The sequence below is a fragment of the Acidimicrobiales bacterium genome (assembly GCA_036399815.1).
Lineage (GTDB): Bacteria > Actinomycetota > Acidimicrobiia > Acidimicrobiales > DASWMK01 > DASWMK01.
Genome location: DASWMK010000005.1, coordinates 1 through 14,357 on the forward strand (window position 1 = coordinate 1; position 14,357 = coordinate 14,357).

A 14,357-nucleotide genomic window follows, 5' to 3' on the forward strand; every position below is an offset into this window, starting at 1 on the left:
CCGCCGATCATGGCGTGCATGTGGTCCTCGGCGGCCGTGCAGGCGGCGTCGAGCGAGCCGCCGAGGTCGGCCCACAGCTGGGCCTTGACGACCCGCAGCGACCGGGGCGACACCTCCGTCGCCAGCCGGGCCGCCACCGCCCGGGTGTGGGCCAGCACCTCGCCGGCCGGGAGCACGGCGTTGAACAGGCCCATGGCCGCCGCCTCCTCGGCGAGGAGGATGCGGCCGGTGAGGAGCAGGTCGGCGGCGTTGGCCGGCCCGACCAGGCGGGGGAGCACCCACGACAGCCCGTGCTCGGCGGGCAGGCCGAGGCGGGCGAACGCCGTCGTCACCTTGGCCCCGGCGGCGGCGTAGCGGAGGTCGCAGAAGCAGGCGAGGACGAGGCCGACGCCGGCGGCGGCGCCGTTCACGGCGGCCAGCACCGGCTTCGACAGCCCCAGGTGGAACGAGAACGCGTGGGCGAAGTCGGGCCGGCCGGAGCCGGGGATCGGGACCGGCGGCGCCGAGCCGGTGTCGTAGGCGGCGCCCTCGGCCAGCCGGTCGAGCGCGCCCGTGTCGGCGCCCGCGCAGAAGGCCCGCCCGGCCCCGGTGACGACGATGGCCCGCACGGCCGGGTCGGCGTCGGCCTCGGCCATCGCCGTCCGGTAGGCCGCCTCCATCCCGGCCGTCCAGGCGTTGAGGCGGTGGGGCCGGTCGAGGGTGACGGTCGCCACCCCGCCGGCCACCTCCGTGCGAACGGGGGTCTGGTCCATCGGCCCAGGCTCGCACGCCGGCGCGCCCGTACACTCCGGCCGGTGCTCGGGCCGCTCGACGTGCTGACGGCCGTCGGCCGGGAGCTGGCCGCCAGCCGCGACGAGGAGGCGGCGCTCGCCGCCATGGCCCGGCTCGTCGTGCCGGCCTTCGCCGACTGGGTGAGCGTCGCCGTGCGCGAGCCCGACGGCCGCTTCCGGCGGGTCGCCGTCGTGCACGCCGACCGCGGCCTCGCCGACGCCGCCGCCGCCCTCGCCGCCCACCCGGCGCTCGTGCCGGCCGGCCCCATCGGCCCGCACGAGGCGTCGCCGACCGGGCACGTCCTCGTGTACGAGGAGGTGGACGACGACGCCATCGCCCGCACCGGCATCGGCCCCGAGGTCCGGGCGCTGTACGGCCGGCTGGGGTGCCGGTCGGCGGCGTCGGTCGCCCTCGTGGCCGGCGGCCGGCTGCTCGGCGGGATGCTGCTCGTCCACGGCCCGTCCGGGCGGCGGTTCCGCCCCGCCGACCTGCCCGTGCTGGAGGACCTGGCCCGCCGGTGCTCGGCCGCCGTCGAGGCGGCCCGCCTCCGCCGCGAGGCCGAGACCGCCGCCCGGGAGCGGGACGCGCTGCTGGCCGGGGCGCCGGTCGCCATGGCGCTCGTGGCCGCCGACGGCCGCGTCGGCCGGCTGAACGACGCCATGGCCGCGCTCGCCGCGTGCTCGGTGGACGAGTGCCGGGGCCGGCCGCTGGCCGACGTGGTGCCCGGCCTGGCCGGCGTGGTCGTGCCGCTCGTGGCCCGGGCGGCCGACGGCGAGCGGGTGGAGCACGAGGAGGTCGCCCTGGGCGACCGGGTGTGGCTCGCGTCGGCCTACCCGGTGGCCGCCGGCGCCGGCGCGGCGGCCACCGGCCTCGTGCTGGTCGAGGTGACCGGGGAGCGGGCGGCGTCGGCCGAGGCCGCCAGGGCCGCCGCCGAGCAGCGGGCCGTCGCCGACCTCGGCCGGGAGGCGCTGTCCGGCGCGCCGGTGGACCTGCTCGTGGCGCTGGCCGCGGACGCCGTCGCCGCCACCGTGGGCGCCGACCTCGTCCCCGGCGAGCCGGCGGCCCCCGGCGAGGTGGCGGTGCTCGCCGCCGCCCACCCGCCCGGCCCGCTCGTCGCCCGCCGGCGCGACGGCGGGCCGGTGCCCGAGGCCGACGCCGCCTTCCTGCGGGCGGTCGGCACCACGCTCGCCGCCGCCGCCGTCCGCCAGCAGGCCGAGGACGACGTGCGCGACAGCCGCCGGCGCCTCGTCATGGCGCTCGAGGCCGGCCGCATGGGCTCGTTCGAGTGGGACCTGGCGTCGGGCTCGGTGCGGTGGACCGAGGCGCTGTCGACCGCCACCGTCGTCGGGCTCGGCCTCGAGCACCCGGTCGGCGCGGTCGTCGACGCCGTCCACCCCGACGACCGCGACCGCCTCGTCGCCGACGTCGGCCGGGCCGTCGACGAGGGCGGCGGCTTCGAGCTGGTGTTCCGGGTCGTGCCGCCCGACGGGGCCGTGCGGTGGGTGGAGGCGAGGGGCACGACCGTCGCCGGGCGGGTGGTGGGCGTCGCCATCGACGTCACCGAGCGGCGCCGGGCCCAGGAGGTGGAGCGGGAGGCCCGCGTCCAGGCGGAGGCGGCGAGGGAGCGGCTGGCCTTCCTGGCCGACGCCAGCGTGGCGCTGTCGAGGTCGCTCGACGCCGCGGAGACCTTCGCCACGGTCGCCCGCCTGGCCGTCCCCCGCCTGGCCGACTGGTGCGTGGTCGACGCCGTCGACGAGTCGGGCCGCCTGCGCCAGGTCGCCCTGGCCCACCGGGACCCGGCGATGGTCGGCGCCGTCGTCGAGGCCCGGCGGGCCCGGCTGGCGGCCGGGGGCGACGGCCTGTGGAGCACCCGCCGGGCCGCCGCCACCGGCGAGAGCAGCCTCGTGGCCGAGATCGGGGACGCCGACGTGGAGGCCGTCGCCGCCGGCGAGCACCTCGCGCTGCTGCGGCGGCTCGACCCCCGGTCGGCCGTCGTCGTCCCCCTCGTCGCCAGGGGCCGGGTGGTCGGCGTGCTCACCCTCGTGGTGGCCGGCCCTTCCCGCCGCTACGGCGCCGACGACCTCGCCCTGGCCGAGGACCTGGCCGGCCGGGCGGCCGTCGCCGTCGACAACGCCCGCCTGTTCGAGGAGCGAAGCCGGGTGGCGGCGACCCTCCAGCGCAGCCTGCTGCCGCCGGCCCTGCCCGACGTGCACGGCGTGGAGCTGGCCGCCCGCTACCGGCCGTCGGCCGGCGGGGCCGACATCAGCGGCGACTTCTACGACGCGTTCGAGACCGGCGACGGCGCCCTCGTCGCCGTCATCGGCGACGTCTGCGGCAAGGGGCCGGAGGCCGCCGCCCTGACCGGGCTGTTCCGCCACAGCGTCCGGGCCGCGTCGGTGCGGGCCCGGTCGCCCCGGCGGGTGCTCGCCGCCGTCAACCAGGCCCTGCTCGGGCAGGTGGACGACAGCCGGTTCGGTTCGGCCGCGGTCGTCCGGCTGGTGCTCGACGGCGACCGGGCCGCCGTGGCGACGGCGTCGGGCGGCCACCCGCTGCCGATCGTCGTGCGGGCCGGCGGGGCCGTCGAGGTCGCGCCGTGCGCCGGCACCGTGCTCGGGGTCGTGGCCGAGCCGGCGCTCACCGAGCACGTCGACGTGCTCCGCCCCGGCGACGCCGTCGTCCTCTACACCGACGGCGTGACCGAGGCCCGGCGGGACGGGGAGCAGTTCGGCGAGGCCCGGCTGGCGGCCGTGCTCGCCGCCGCCGCCGGCGGCAGCGCCGACGAGGTGGCCGACGCCGTCGAGTCGGCCGCGCTGGCGTTCCAGGGCGGCGTGTCCGACGACGACCTCGCCGTCCTCGTCGTGCGCATCGCCGGGTGACCGGGCGACGTCGCGCCGCCCATTCCCCGCAGCGTTTCTCAGTAAACGTGCTTGTCCGGGGTGACGATGGGTAGGCGCGTCCGCCGACACCACGACCGCAGCGAGAGCAGGAGCACGGATGAGCAACCAGACCGCTGACGTCACCGCCTGGGTCGGCCGGACGCTCGTCGACCAGAGCGGCGACAAGATCGGCACGATCGACGACGTCTACCTCGACGACGCCACCGGCCAGCCCGAGTGGCTCGCCGTGACCACCGGGCTGCTGGGCCGCAACCGCAGCTTCGTCCCGCTCGAGGGCGCCTCGGCGTCGGGCGACGACGTGATGGTCCGGTACACCAAGGACCAGGTGAAGAGCGCGCCGAGCGCGGCGCCCGACGGCCACCTGTCGCCGGAGGAGGAGCAGGCGCTCTACACCCACTACGGCCGGTCCTTCGGCGAGTGGTCCTACGACCAGGACACCACGTCGGCCGGCTACGGCGAGACCACCGGCACGACCGGCTACGACACCAGCGGGCCGACGACGGACGAGGCCATGACCCGCTCCGAGGAGGAGCTCGCGGTCGGCACCCAGCGCCAGGAGGTCGGGCGGGCCCGGCTGCGCAAGTACGTCGTCACCGAGAACGTGACCACGACCGTGCCGGTGCAGAAGGAGGTCGCCCGCCTCGAGCGGGAGCCGATCACCGACGCCAACGTCGGCCAGGCCATGGACGGCCCGGCCATCTCCGAGGAGGAGCACGAGGTCGTGCTCACCGAGGAGCAGCCGGTCGTGCAGAAGCAGGTCGTCCCCAAGGAGCGGGTGCGCCTCGACACCGAGACGGTGACCGAGGAGCGCCAGGTCAGCGAGGACGTCCGCAAGGAGGTCATCGAGCCCGAGGGCGAGGTCGGCCGGGGCCTGTAGGTCCCGCACCGGACGTGACGGGCGCCGCCGAGCGAGGCGGCGCCCGTCACGCGTCCGGGCTCAGCAGGCGTACTGGCTGAAGCAGTAGCTCGAGCACGCGTGCGAGAGGCAGGCCTTCCACGGGCCCGAGCACCGGTCGTCGCAGGAGAAGTAGTTCTGGCCGGCCGGGCACGGTTGCTGCCCGCACAGCGGGGTGCAGAAGATGGCGCAGGCGTTCGTGCCGCGGTGCGGGCGGGCGCCGGACCGGTCGGCGCCGAACGCGGCCAGCCCGACGCCGGCCGCCAACGTCGTGCCGACTCGCCGGAGAAAGCGCCGCCGCGACTCGCCGGCGGCGGATGAATCGGCCATGTCGCCTCCTAGGGGCAGACGGTGGACAGGCAGCGGGCCGTGCACGAGCCGGTGATGCAGTAGTCGAACGTCGTGCCGTCGCACGCGTCGGTGCACGAGTAGCGGTACTGGCCCTGGCCGCAGCCGTCCGTCGGGCAGCCGACCGAACGGCAGTAGAGCGTGCAGGCGTTGGTGCGCCGGTGGGCGGCGCCGGCGGGGCCGTCGGCGCGGAAGGCGACGAGGCCGATCCCGGCGGCGATCGTGGTGCCGAGGCGGCGGAGGAACCGGCGGCGGGGCTCGGTGGGGATCGGGTCGGGCTCGGTCACGGGCGGCTCCTCGACGCGTCGCGGTGGGACAGGAGGCCGGCCAGGCGCTCGAGGTCGGCGACCGAACCGGGGACGGCGGAGGCGACGACCGTGCCGCCGGCGACGGCGAAGGCGAGCGGGAAGGCCCGCTGGGCGAAGGCGGTCGTGGCGGCGCCGTCGGGTTGGCCGACGACGGGGACGCCGATGGCGGCGAGGGCGTCGTAGCGCGACGGCGGCGTCGACCGGCCGGTGACGACGACGAGGGGAAGGGTCGCGGTGGCGGGGTCGGCGGCGAGGCCGGCGGTCACCGCGCCGCAGGCCGGGCAGTCGGCGTCGACGAACAGGACGACCCGGTCGGCCGGGCCGACGTCCTCGAACGGCACCGACCGCCCGGCGGCGTCGACGACGGCGAACGACGGCACCGTCGTGCCGTCCGGCGCGCCGAGGTCGGCATCCATGGCCAGCCCGGCCCTGGCCGCCCGCTCGGCCTGCTCGAGCACCGGCGCGATCCGCCGCAGCAGCCCGAGCACGAGCACCGCGAGGAGGACGACGACGGCCCACAGGGCGAGCACGGCCGCGATCCACGGGCCGCTCACGCCCGGCGCTCCACCCGGCGGGCGGCCGCGGCGACGGTGGCGCCGCCCGAGGCGAGGAGGGCGGCGAGCACCGTGAGCGACCCGGCGGCCAGCATCGCCGCCGCCTCGGCCGTGCGGTCGGCCGGGCCGGGGTCGCCGGCGAGGGGCGCGAGCGACAGCGCGGCGGGCGGGTCGGCGACGACGACCGCGGCCGCGGCAACGAGCGCGAGGTTGCGCCCCACCGTCCACCACGACAGGCGCCGCTCGACGGTGGCGCCGAAGCACCCGCAGTCGATGCGGCGGCCCGTCGCCAGGTTGGCCGCCACGGCGACGACGAAGGCGACGAGCAGCGCGCCGAGCGCGGCGGCCACCGGCCCGGTGGCCACGCCCAGCACGAGCAGCACGGCGGCGGCCAGCTCGAGCGGCGGCAGCAGGCGGGCCACCGGTGCCGCCCAGCGGTCGGGGAGCAGCCGGTAGCCGGCGACGGCGGTCGTGAACGCGGCGCGGTCGCCGAGCTTCGCCGTGGCCGCGACGGCGAACACCGTCGCAAGCACGAACCGACACCACTGGGCCGCTTCCGCCAATCCGACCGCCTCCGCCGAGGTCGTTTCAGACCACTCTGAGCCCGTTCCTCACCACTGTCAATGGTGGCGGTCGGACGGTCAGCCGCCGGGGCGCAGCCAGTCGTCGAGGTGGCGGGCGAGGTCCTCGGGGCCCTCGTACACGTCGCGGGCGCCGGCCTCGCGGAGCTCGGCGGGCGACAGGCCGCCGCACGTCACCCCGATGCACGCCATCCCGGCCCGGGCGGCCGCCTCCACGTCCCACACCGAGTCGCCGACGGCGACGGCGTCGGCCGCAGCAACGCCGACGTGGTCGAGCGCGGCCTGGAACAGGTCGGGCGCCGGCTTGGCCTCCTCGACGTCGGCCGGCGTCGTCCGCGCGGCCACGGCGGCGTCGGCGTCGACGGCCTTGCGGTTGACCTCGTCGTCCTCCTCCTTGGCCGACGTCGCCAGCACGACCCGGATGCCGCGGCCGGCGATGGCCCGCAGGAGGTCGCCGGCGCCGGGGAAGGCCCGGATCTCGGGGTGCAGCTTCGAGAAGTGGTGGCCGTGGCCGTCGACCACCGCCTCGTCGTCCCGCCCCAGCAGCTCGCGGACGAGGTCCGGCGCGCCCTTGCCGATCTGGCGGTGGATGGTGGCCATGGTGACCTGCTCGCCGGCGTCGGCGAAGGCCCTGGACCAGGCGAGGACGTGGAGGTAGGTGCTGTCGACGAGGGTGCCGTCGACGTCGAAGACGACGGCGCGGAGGGGGCTCATGCCGGCTCGCCTACCCGTTCGAGGCGGTCCAAGGCGGCGAGCACGTCGTCGATGCCGATCTCGAGCAGGCCGGGGTCGGGCTCGGCGGCGTGCGGGTCGCCCACCCGCCCGGCCCACAGCACCCGGTGGCGGGGGCGGTCGGGCGGCGGGCCCCACGCCGACGGCGGGGTCGGGCCGAACAGCACCACGGACGGGCGGCCGAGGGCGGTGGCGAGGTGGGCGACGCCGGTGTCCCCGCACACGACCCGGTCGGCGGCGGCCACGGCGGCCGCCAGCCCCATGAGGTCGGTGCGGCCGGCGAGCACGGCCGACGGCGCCAGCCCGGCCCGGCGGGCGACCTCGGCGGCGAGGGGCGCCTCGGCCGCCGACCCCGTGACGACCACCGGCCGCCCGGCGCCGGCCTCGGCCCTGGCGACGGCGGCGAAGCGGTCGGCCGGCCACCGCCGGGCCGGCGAGGCCGCCCCCGGGTGGACGAGGGTGGCGCCGGCCGCCCCGGGGGGCGGGTCGACGGGCGGCCGGGGGAGGTCGAGGCGGCCGGGGTCGGCCGGGATCCCGCTCTCGGCCAGCAGCCGGCACCAGCGGGCCACCTCGTGCTCGCCGTCCCGCCACGCCGGCCCGCCGGGGAGCCCGTAGGCGACGAGGCGGCCGGGCCGGAGGGCGGCCAGCGCGGCCGTGCTGGCCGGGCCCCGGCCGTGGAGGTTGACGCCGATGCCGGCGCCGCCCAGGCCGGGGGCGAGGGCGCCCACCCCGTCGACCCAGCGGGTGTCGGCGACCTCGTCGGCCACCCCGGCCAGGGCCACGAGCGGGGCCAGCGGGGCCGGGCCGGCCAGCACCCGCCGGTGCCCGGGGAAGGCGTCGGCCAGCGCCCGCAGCGCGGGCACGGCGGTCAGCAGGTCGCCGAGCCCGGCCGCCCGCACGGCGACCAGCACCGGACGGCTCACGCCCGGCGGGCCGCCTCCGCCACGAGGCGCGACGTCGAGCGCCCCTCCAGGTAGGGGAGGACCACGGCGGTGCCGCCCCACCGGGCGACCACCGGCGCCTCGGGGAGGTCGACGCCGGCGTAGTCGCCGCCCTTGGCCCACACGTGCGGGCGCACGAGGTCGAGCGCGGCCTCGGGGGTGTCCTCGTCGAACACGAGCACGGCGTCGACGCAGCCGAGCGAGCGCAGCACGGCGGCCCGGTCGGCGGCGGGCACGAGCGGCCGGCCCTCGCCCTTCAGCCGCCGCACCGAGTCGTCGGAGTTCAGGCAGACCACGAGGCAGTCGCCGAGGGCGCGCGCCGCCTCCAGCACCTGCACGTGGCCGGCGTGGAGGAGGTCGAAGCAGCCGCCGGTGGCGACGACGGTGCCGCCGGCCGCCCGCGTGGCCGCGGCGACCTCGACGGCGTCGGCGCCCGGCGCCCAGGCCGGCGCGGGCAGGCGGTGGCGGGCGGGGTGGTCCCGGCCGACGGACGAGGCGCCGCCGGCAGCGACGAAGCGGGAGGCGACGGCCACGGCGGTGGTCACGGCCTCGGACGGCAGGCCGCCGTCGGCGAGGACGGCGGCGGCCGCGGACGCGAACCGGTCGCCGGCGCCGCACGGGTCGCCGTCGGCCGGGGACGCCGGGGCCACGAGCGGCGGCCCGTCGCCCTCCACGTAGAGCGCGCCGGCCGAGCCCAGGGTGACGGCCACGCCGGCGGCCCGCCAGGCGGCGGCCAGGCGCCGGGCCGCGGCCGCGACGGCGCCGAGGTCGTCCCCGTCGGGCGCGGCCTCGGCCCGGTGGGGGGTGGCCAGCCGGGCGCCGGGCACGGGCGCCGTGCCCCTGGGGTGGGGGTCCCACACGAGCGGGGCGTGCCGGGCGGCCGCCGCGAGGGCGGCGCGGGCGCCGGCGTCGGCCGTCATCCCCCGCCCGTAGTCGGACACCAGCACGGCGGCCCCGCCGGCGATGGCCTCGTCGGCCACGGCCGTCCAGCCCCGGGGCGGCGACGCGGTGCCGCCGTGGTCGATGCGGAGCAGGGGCCGGCCCTCGGCCCGGACCCGCACCTTCTGCGCGGTGGCGCCGGCCGTGCCGAGGTCGACGACCTCGATGCCGGCCTCGGCCAGCAGGCGCCGGGCGTCGGCCCCCGTGGGGTCGGCGCCGAGCGCGGTGACGAGCGTGACCGGGCGGCCGTCGGCCGCGGCGAGCAGCGCGGCCAGGCCGGCGCCGCCGGGCCGGGCGTGCTCGACCGGGTCGGCCACCACCGGGACGGGGGCGTCGGGCGCCAGCCGCTCGACGGTGCCGTCGAGGTCGCGGTCGACCAGGGTGTCGCCGACGACGACGAGCGGGCGGGGCGCGCTCACGCCCGGCCGCCGACGGCGGCGGCGTCGCGGGCGGCGCCGGCCACCGCCTCGTCCACCGCCTGGCACAGCAGGTGGCAGGCGACCAGGTGGGCCTCCTGCACGGCCGCCACCGTGGGACCGCCGACGCACACGGCCTCGTCGGACTCGAAGGCGAGGTCGTTCGGTCCCGGCCCGGTCAGCGCCCAGGTCGTCATGCCCACCTCCCTGGCCGCCCGGCAGGCCCGGACCACGTTGGCGCTCGACCCGGACGTGGAGATCCCGATGAACACGTCGCCGGGGCGGCCGTGGGCCGCCACCTGGCGGGCGAACACCTCGTCGAAGCCGTAGTCGTTGGCGACGGCGGTGACCGTGGACGTCTCGGCGTGCAGGGCGATGGCCGACAGCGGCCGGCGCTCCCCGACGTACCGGCCGACCAGCTCGGCCGTCAGGTGCTGGGCCTCGGCCGCGCTGCCGCCGTTGCCGGCGGCCAGCAGCCGCCCGCCGCCGAGCAGCACGACGCCGAGGCGCCGGCCCCAGTCGCCCAGCCGGTCGACCTCCAGGGCGAGGCTGTCGAGGGCGGCCGCCAGGTCGCCGAGGTGCTCGTGCCCGGCCAGCCAGCGGGCCGTCACGGCAGCGCCCCGGCGGCCACGGCGACCTCGTCCCGGCCGGAGATCAGCCCGGCGTAGACGTCCTCCGTCATGGCCGCCACCCGGTCCCAGCCGTAGCAGGAGCGGGTCCGGCGGGCGCCGGCCCGGCCCATGCGCCGCCGGGCGACCGGGTCGGCGAGCAGGCCGGCCAGCGCGCCGGCCAGCAGGTCGGGCCGGCGGGGCGGGACGAGCACGCCGGTCACGCCGTCCACCACCGTGTCGAGCAGGCCGCCGACGGCGGACCCGACGACGGGCACGCCGCAGCCCATGGCCTCGAGGGGCACGATCCCGAACGGCTCGTACCAGGGGACGCAGGCGACCACGTCGGCCGAGCGGAGCAGGGCCGGGAGGTCGGCCCGCCCGACCCGGCCGAGGAGGCGGACGCGGCCGGCCACCCCGAGGTCGGCGGCCAGCGCGGCCAGGCGGCGGGCCTCGGGGTCGTCGCCCAGCCCCTCCCTGGGCGGGCCGCCGGCCACCACCAGCTCGGCGCCCGGCACCGAGGCGAGGGCGGCGACCACGTCGCCTACGCCCTTGCGCTCGACCAGCCGGGTCACGACGACGACCCTGGCCAGGCCGGGGGACCGGTCGGCGACCAGCCCGACCGGGCTGAACAGGTCCACGTCGACCCCGCAGGGCACGACCGTGACCCGGTCGTGGTCGACGCCCATCCGGCGCAGCTCGGCGACCTCGTCGGTGCAGGTGGCGACGATGCGGTCGGCCCTGGCGGCGACGTCGGCCTCGACGGCCAGGCGGCTGCGGGGGCTGGTGTCGGCCGCCCCCTGGTGGCGCCGCTTCACGGTGCCGAGGGCGTGGAAGGTGACGGCCACCGGCAGGCCGAGGGGTGCGGCCGCGGTCGTGGCCGCCAGCGCGGACATCCAGAAGTGGGCGTGGACCACGTCGGGCCGGTCGGCGGCCCACCGCCGGCGGAGCACGCGGCCGAACTCGGCCATGTGGGGGAGGAGGTGGTCCTTCGGCACCGGCTCGGGCGGCCCGGCGGCCACGTGCTCGACGACCACGCCGGGGCCGAGGCGGGCCCGGTCGGGCAGGTCGGGGTCGTCCCGCCTGGTGTACACGGTGACGTTCGCCCCCCGGCGGGCGAGGGCGGCCGACAGCGCCGCGACGTGCACGTTCTGGCCGCCGGCGTCGACCCCGCCGAGCACGGCCAGCGGGCTGGCGTGCTCGGAGACCATGGCCACCCTCATCGCATCACCTCCACGAACAGCTCCTCCCAGTCGGCCAGGAACCGGTGCAGCCCGTAGCGGGCGAGCGCCGCCTCCCTGGCCGCCTTGCCCCGCACCCTGGCCTCGTCGTGGTCGGCGAGCAGCCGCCGCAGGGCGTCGACGAGGACCTCGGGCCGGTTCGACAGCACGCCGGCGTCCGGCGGCACGGCCTCGACCGCCTCGGTCGTCGCCAGGCCGACGACCGGCATCCCGAGGTGCATGGCCTCGAGCAGGGTCAGCCCGAGCGAGGTCCACCGGAACGGGTGCAGGTAGGCCCGGCGCCGGGCCAGCTCGTCGTGGAACCGGGCCTGGGGCGGGTCGTCGAACACCTCGAGCCCGGGGAGGGTGCCGGCGAGCGGCGCCACCCCCATCCCGAACAGGTCGAGGGGGACCGCCGCCGCGAACGCGGGCAGCAGGTCCGTCCCCGTCACCCTGGCCCGGCGGACGGGCTCGTTGACGGCGACGGCGACCCGGTCCAGCTCGCCCGTCCACCGCTCGCCCGGGTCGGGGATCCCGTGCTCGACCACCGTCACCGGCGCCGTCCCCGTGTCCCAGAACAGGCGGTTGAAGTGGGTGACGTGGACGACGACGACGTCGTCGCGGTCGGCGGCCGGGTGGCGCAGGTCGTTCACCCGCCCCTGGGGCGCGTTGTGCTCGACGTAGACGGCCGGCACCTCCCGCCCGGGCCGCCGGCCGCCCAGCCACACCTCGGCCAGGTGGGACAGCTCCTCGGGCCGCTGGAGCACGACCAGGTCGACCTCGTCGGCCCTGGCCAGGCACTCGGCCGGGGTCACCTCCACGACCGAGGCCGGCCACGGGTAGGTGCGGGCCCGCCCGGCGCCGCCCGGCCCCCGGTGGGGCAGCACGGGGACGAGGTAGGTGTGCGGTCCCTGCACGAACGCCGTCGTCCAGGCGCCGTGGACGTGCCAGAGCAGGATGTTCACGCCGTCGCCTTGAGCGGCGCCAGGGCGTCGACGGCCGAGACGACCTCCCTCGTGGTGATCGAGCCGAGGCAGGGGTGGCCGGGGACGGGGCACTCGCGGGCCCGGCAGCCGGCGCACGGCACGTTCTGGTCGCCGAGGAGCATCTGGGCGACCCCCCAGGGGCGCCAGCGGACGGCCGGCACGGTGGGGGCGAACAGCGACACGACCGGCGTGCCGACGGCCGCGGCCAGGTGGGCCGGCCCGGTGTTGGCGGTGACGACGGCGTCGGCGCCGGCCAGCACCGCGGCCAGGTCGGCGAGGTCGGTGGTGCCGGACACGTCGACGGCCGTCCCCCCGGCGACGAGCTCGCACAGCTCCCGCTCGCCCGGCCCGCCGGTGACGACCACCCGGCGGCCGGCGCCGGCCAGCGCGGCGACCAGCTCGGCGTGGCGCTCCGGGGCCCACGCCCTGGCCGGGACGGACGCGCCGGGGTGCACGACCACGTAGGGGCCGAGGCCGGCCGGCACCGGCGACCGGCCCAGGCGGCGGACGGCGAGGCGGCCGTCGTCGTCGGCGGGGAGCGGGAACCCGGCCGCGGCGACGAGGTCGAGGGCCCGCTCCACCTCGTGCACGTCGTCGGCCACCCGGTGGCGGAGGTCGAGCAGCGAGCCCGGGTAGTCGACGCTGGTGGCGGCGAGCAGGGGCACGCCGGCCATGCGCAGGAGCAGCGCGGTCGGCAGCGGGCTCTGGTGGAACGAGCCGAACACGATGGCGGCGTCCGGGCGGAGGGCGGCGACCCGGTCGACCAGGCGCTGGACCTCGACGGCGTCCACCGGCGGCGGGTCCGCCAGGATCCACGGCGCCGCGAACTCGATCACCTCGTCGACGCCGGGGAGCAGCTCGGCGGCGGCCCGCCCGGCCGGCCCGGCGAGGAACGTGACCCGCCCGGCGGCGGCGGCGACGGCCCGCACCGCCGGCCCCATCAGCAGCACGTCGCCGGCGTTGTCGAGCCGCGCCAGCAGCACGCGCGGCCCGGTCCCGCCGCTCACGCGCCGGCCCCGAGCAGCAGGTCGACGGCGGCGACGAGGTCGGGGGCCGTCTCGGGGGCGGCGGCCACCTCCTCCGGCCGGGTGACGGTGGTGGGGACGAGGACGGGCCGGGCCCCGGCGGCGAGCGCGGCGTCCACGTCGCTGCCGATGTCGCCGACGACCGCGCACCTGGCCGGGTCGACGCCGAGGGCGGCGGCGGCCTGCTCCACCAGGCCGGGAGCGGGCTTGCGGCACCGACAGCCGTCCTCGGGCCCGTGCGGGCACACCAGCCACGGCCCCACCGGCCCGAGCAGCTCCTCGACCCGGCGGTTCACGGCGTCGACCTGGTCGGCGGTGAGGAGGCCCCTCGCCACCCCGCTCTGGTTGCTGATGACGGCGGTGGGCACGCCGGCGGCGCGCAGGCGGTCGAGCGCCTCGCGGGCACCGGGCGCGGGCACCACCCTGGCCGGGTCGCCGTTGTAGGGCACGTCGACCACGAGCGTGCCGTCCCGGTCGAACAGCACGGCGGCCGGGGGCTCGACGGCGGCCGGCGCCGGCGCCCGCAGCAGGCGGGGGAGGCGGGCCCACCCGGCCAGCCAGTGCCACGTGGCGGCCGGCGGGATGGCCACGCTGGTGGCGACCATGGTGGCCACCTCGCCGGGGGTGCGGGGGCCGGGCGCGATGCGGGCCCGGGCCAGCTCGGCGGTGCCGGCGAGCCACCCGAGGGCGGCCAGCGCGGCGACGCGGCGGCGGCCGCCCAGCGCGGCGCCGGCGGCGGCCACGGCGGCCGCGGTCGTGGCCAGGTGGCGGGGCCGCCGCCCGGCCGGGATGCCGGCCCGCTCCCGCCAGCCCCGGCCGTGCACGGCCCGGAACAGCACGTCGTCGGCGTTGCCCCGCTGGAGGGCGAGGCTGACCCAGCGCGAGGCCGGCCGCACGGGGTGCTCGACCACCCGGTCGCCCCGCACGATGCGCCAGCCGGCCTCGGTGAGGCGCAGGCCGAGGTCGGCGTCCTCGCGGTAGGCGCGTGGGAACCGCTCGTCGAAGCCGCCGGCGGCCACGAGCGCGGCCCGCCGGTAGGCCAGGTCGGCGGTCGCCCAGCGGGCGTCCTGGAGCCCGGCCACGTTCCGCTCCCAGTCGGTCGGGCGCCGCCCGGCCGGCAGCGGCACCCGCAGCCG

15 protein-coding genes are annotated in these 14,357 nt (G+C 79.0%); 2 read left to right on the plus strand and 13 right to left on the minus strand.

Annotation, left to right across the window (positions count from 1 at the left end; all coding sequences use genetic code 11):
* A partial coding sequence (locus tag VGB14_00175) for an enoyl-CoA hydratase-related protein (GenBank protein ID HEX9991319.1) occupies positions 1-752 on the minus strand: 752 nt, incomplete at its 3' end.
* Positions 753-794: 42 nt separating this feature from the next.
* Here VGB14_00175 and VGB14_00180 point away from each other — a divergent pair.
* Both VGB14_00180 and VGB14_00185 read left to right on the plus strand, forming a co-directional pair.
* Positions 795-3,647 carry a SpoIIE family protein phosphatase gene (locus VGB14_00180; GenBank protein ID HEX9991320.1) on the plus strand — a complete coding sequence of 951 codons (2,853 nt, stop codon included), beginning with the start codon at positions 795-797 and terminating at the stop codon, positions 3,645-3,647.
* Positions 3,648-3,765: 118 nt separating this feature from the next.
* Complete coding sequence (locus VGB14_00185) at positions 3,766-4,545, plus strand: PRC and DUF2382 domain-containing protein (protein ID HEX9991321.1); 780 nt, start codon at positions 3,766-3,768, stop codon at positions 4,543-4,545.
* Between the two features lie 60 nt (positions 4,546-4,605).
* Here the strand turns inward: VGB14_00185 and VGB14_00190 are convergent, their stop codons facing one another.
* From VGB14_00190 to VGB14_00245, 12 genes are all read right to left on the minus strand, one after another.
* On the minus strand, positions 4,606-4,893 hold the full coding sequence (locus VGB14_00190; GenBank protein ID HEX9991322.1) for a hypothetical protein: 288 nt from the start codon (positions 4,891-4,893) through the stop codon (positions 4,606-4,608).
* Positions 4,894-4,901: 8 nt separating this feature from the next.
* Complete coding sequence (locus VGB14_00195; GenBank protein ID HEX9991323.1) at positions 4,902-5,198, minus strand: hypothetical protein; 297 nt, start codon at positions 5,196-5,198, stop codon at positions 4,902-4,904.
* Positions 5,195-5,773, minus strand: coding sequence for a hypothetical protein (locus VGB14_00200; GenBank protein HEX9991324.1), 579 nt, complete (start codon positions 5,771-5,773; stop codon positions 5,195-5,197). The genes VGB14_00195 and VGB14_00200 overlap by 4 nt, the downstream gene beginning before the upstream one ends.
* The gene (locus VGB14_00205) at positions 5,770-6,336 is read right to left on the minus strand and encodes a MauE/DoxX family redox-associated membrane protein (GenBank protein HEX9991325.1); all 567 of its coding nucleotides are present in this window, start codon (positions 6,334-6,336) and stop codon (positions 5,770-5,772) included. The genes VGB14_00200 and VGB14_00205 overlap by 4 nt, the downstream gene beginning before the upstream one ends.
* Positions 6,337-6,414: 78 nt before the next feature.
* Positions 6,415-7,068, minus strand: a complete 654-nt coding sequence (locus tag VGB14_00210) for an HAD family hydrolase (GenBank protein ID HEX9991326.1) — start codon at positions 7,066-7,068, stop codon at positions 6,415-6,417.
* Positions 7,065-8,009, minus strand: a complete 945-nt coding sequence (locus VGB14_00215) for a glycosyltransferase family 9 protein (GenBank protein HEX9991327.1) — start codon at positions 8,007-8,009, stop codon at positions 7,065-7,067. Before VGB14_00215 ends, VGB14_00210 begins: the two co-directional genes overlap by 4 nt.
* Entirely contained in the window at positions 8,006-9,385 is a 1,380-nt protein-coding gene (locus VGB14_00220) for a PfkB family carbohydrate kinase (protein HEX9991328.1), read from the minus strand. Before VGB14_00220 ends, VGB14_00215 begins: the two co-directional genes overlap by 4 nt.
* Complete coding sequence (locus VGB14_00225) at positions 9,382-9,993, minus strand: SIS domain-containing protein (protein HEX9991329.1); 612 nt, start codon at positions 9,991-9,993, stop codon at positions 9,382-9,384. Before VGB14_00225 ends, VGB14_00220 begins: the two co-directional genes overlap by 4 nt.
* The gene (locus VGB14_00230; protein HEX9991330.1) at positions 9,990-11,213 is read right to left on the minus strand and encodes a glycosyltransferase; all 1,224 of its coding nucleotides are present in this window, start codon (positions 11,211-11,213) and stop codon (positions 9,990-9,992) included. Before VGB14_00230 ends, VGB14_00225 begins: the two co-directional genes overlap by 4 nt.
* The gene (locus VGB14_00235) at positions 11,210-12,175 is read right to left on the minus strand and encodes a glycosyltransferase (protein ID HEX9991331.1); all 966 of its coding nucleotides are present in this window, start codon (positions 12,173-12,175) and stop codon (positions 11,210-11,212) included. The genes VGB14_00230 and VGB14_00235 overlap by 4 nt, the downstream gene beginning before the upstream one ends.
* On the minus strand, positions 12,172-13,203 hold the full coding sequence (locus VGB14_00240) for a glycosyltransferase family 9 protein (GenBank protein ID HEX9991332.1): 1,032 nt from the start codon (positions 13,201-13,203) through the stop codon (positions 12,172-12,174). The genes VGB14_00235 and VGB14_00240 overlap by 4 nt, the downstream gene beginning before the upstream one ends.
* A partial coding sequence (locus VGB14_00245; GenBank protein HEX9991333.1) for an HAD-IIIA family hydrolase occupies positions 13,200-14,357 on the minus strand: 1,158 nt, incomplete at its 5' end. The genes VGB14_00240 and VGB14_00245, both read right to left, overlap by 4 nt.

Excerpts from the sequence above, each read along its gene's own strand:
- VGB14_00185 (HEX9991321.1), top strand. The coding sequence starts at position 3,766 with ATGAGCAACCAGACCGCTGACGTCACCGCCTGGGTCGGCCGGACGCTC.
- VGB14_00230 (HEX9991330.1), bottom strand. The coding sequence starts at position 11,213 with ATGAGGGTGGCCATGGTCTCCGAGCACGCCAGCCCGCTGGCCGTGCTC.
- VGB14_00190 (HEX9991322.1), bottom strand. The coding sequence starts at position 4,893 with ATGGCCGATTCATCCGCCGCCGGCGAGTCGCGGCGGCGCTTTCTCCGG.
- VGB14_00210 (HEX9991326.1), bottom strand. The coding sequence starts at position 7,068 with ATGAGCCCCCTCCGCGCCGTCGTCTTCGACGTCGACGGCACCCTCGTC.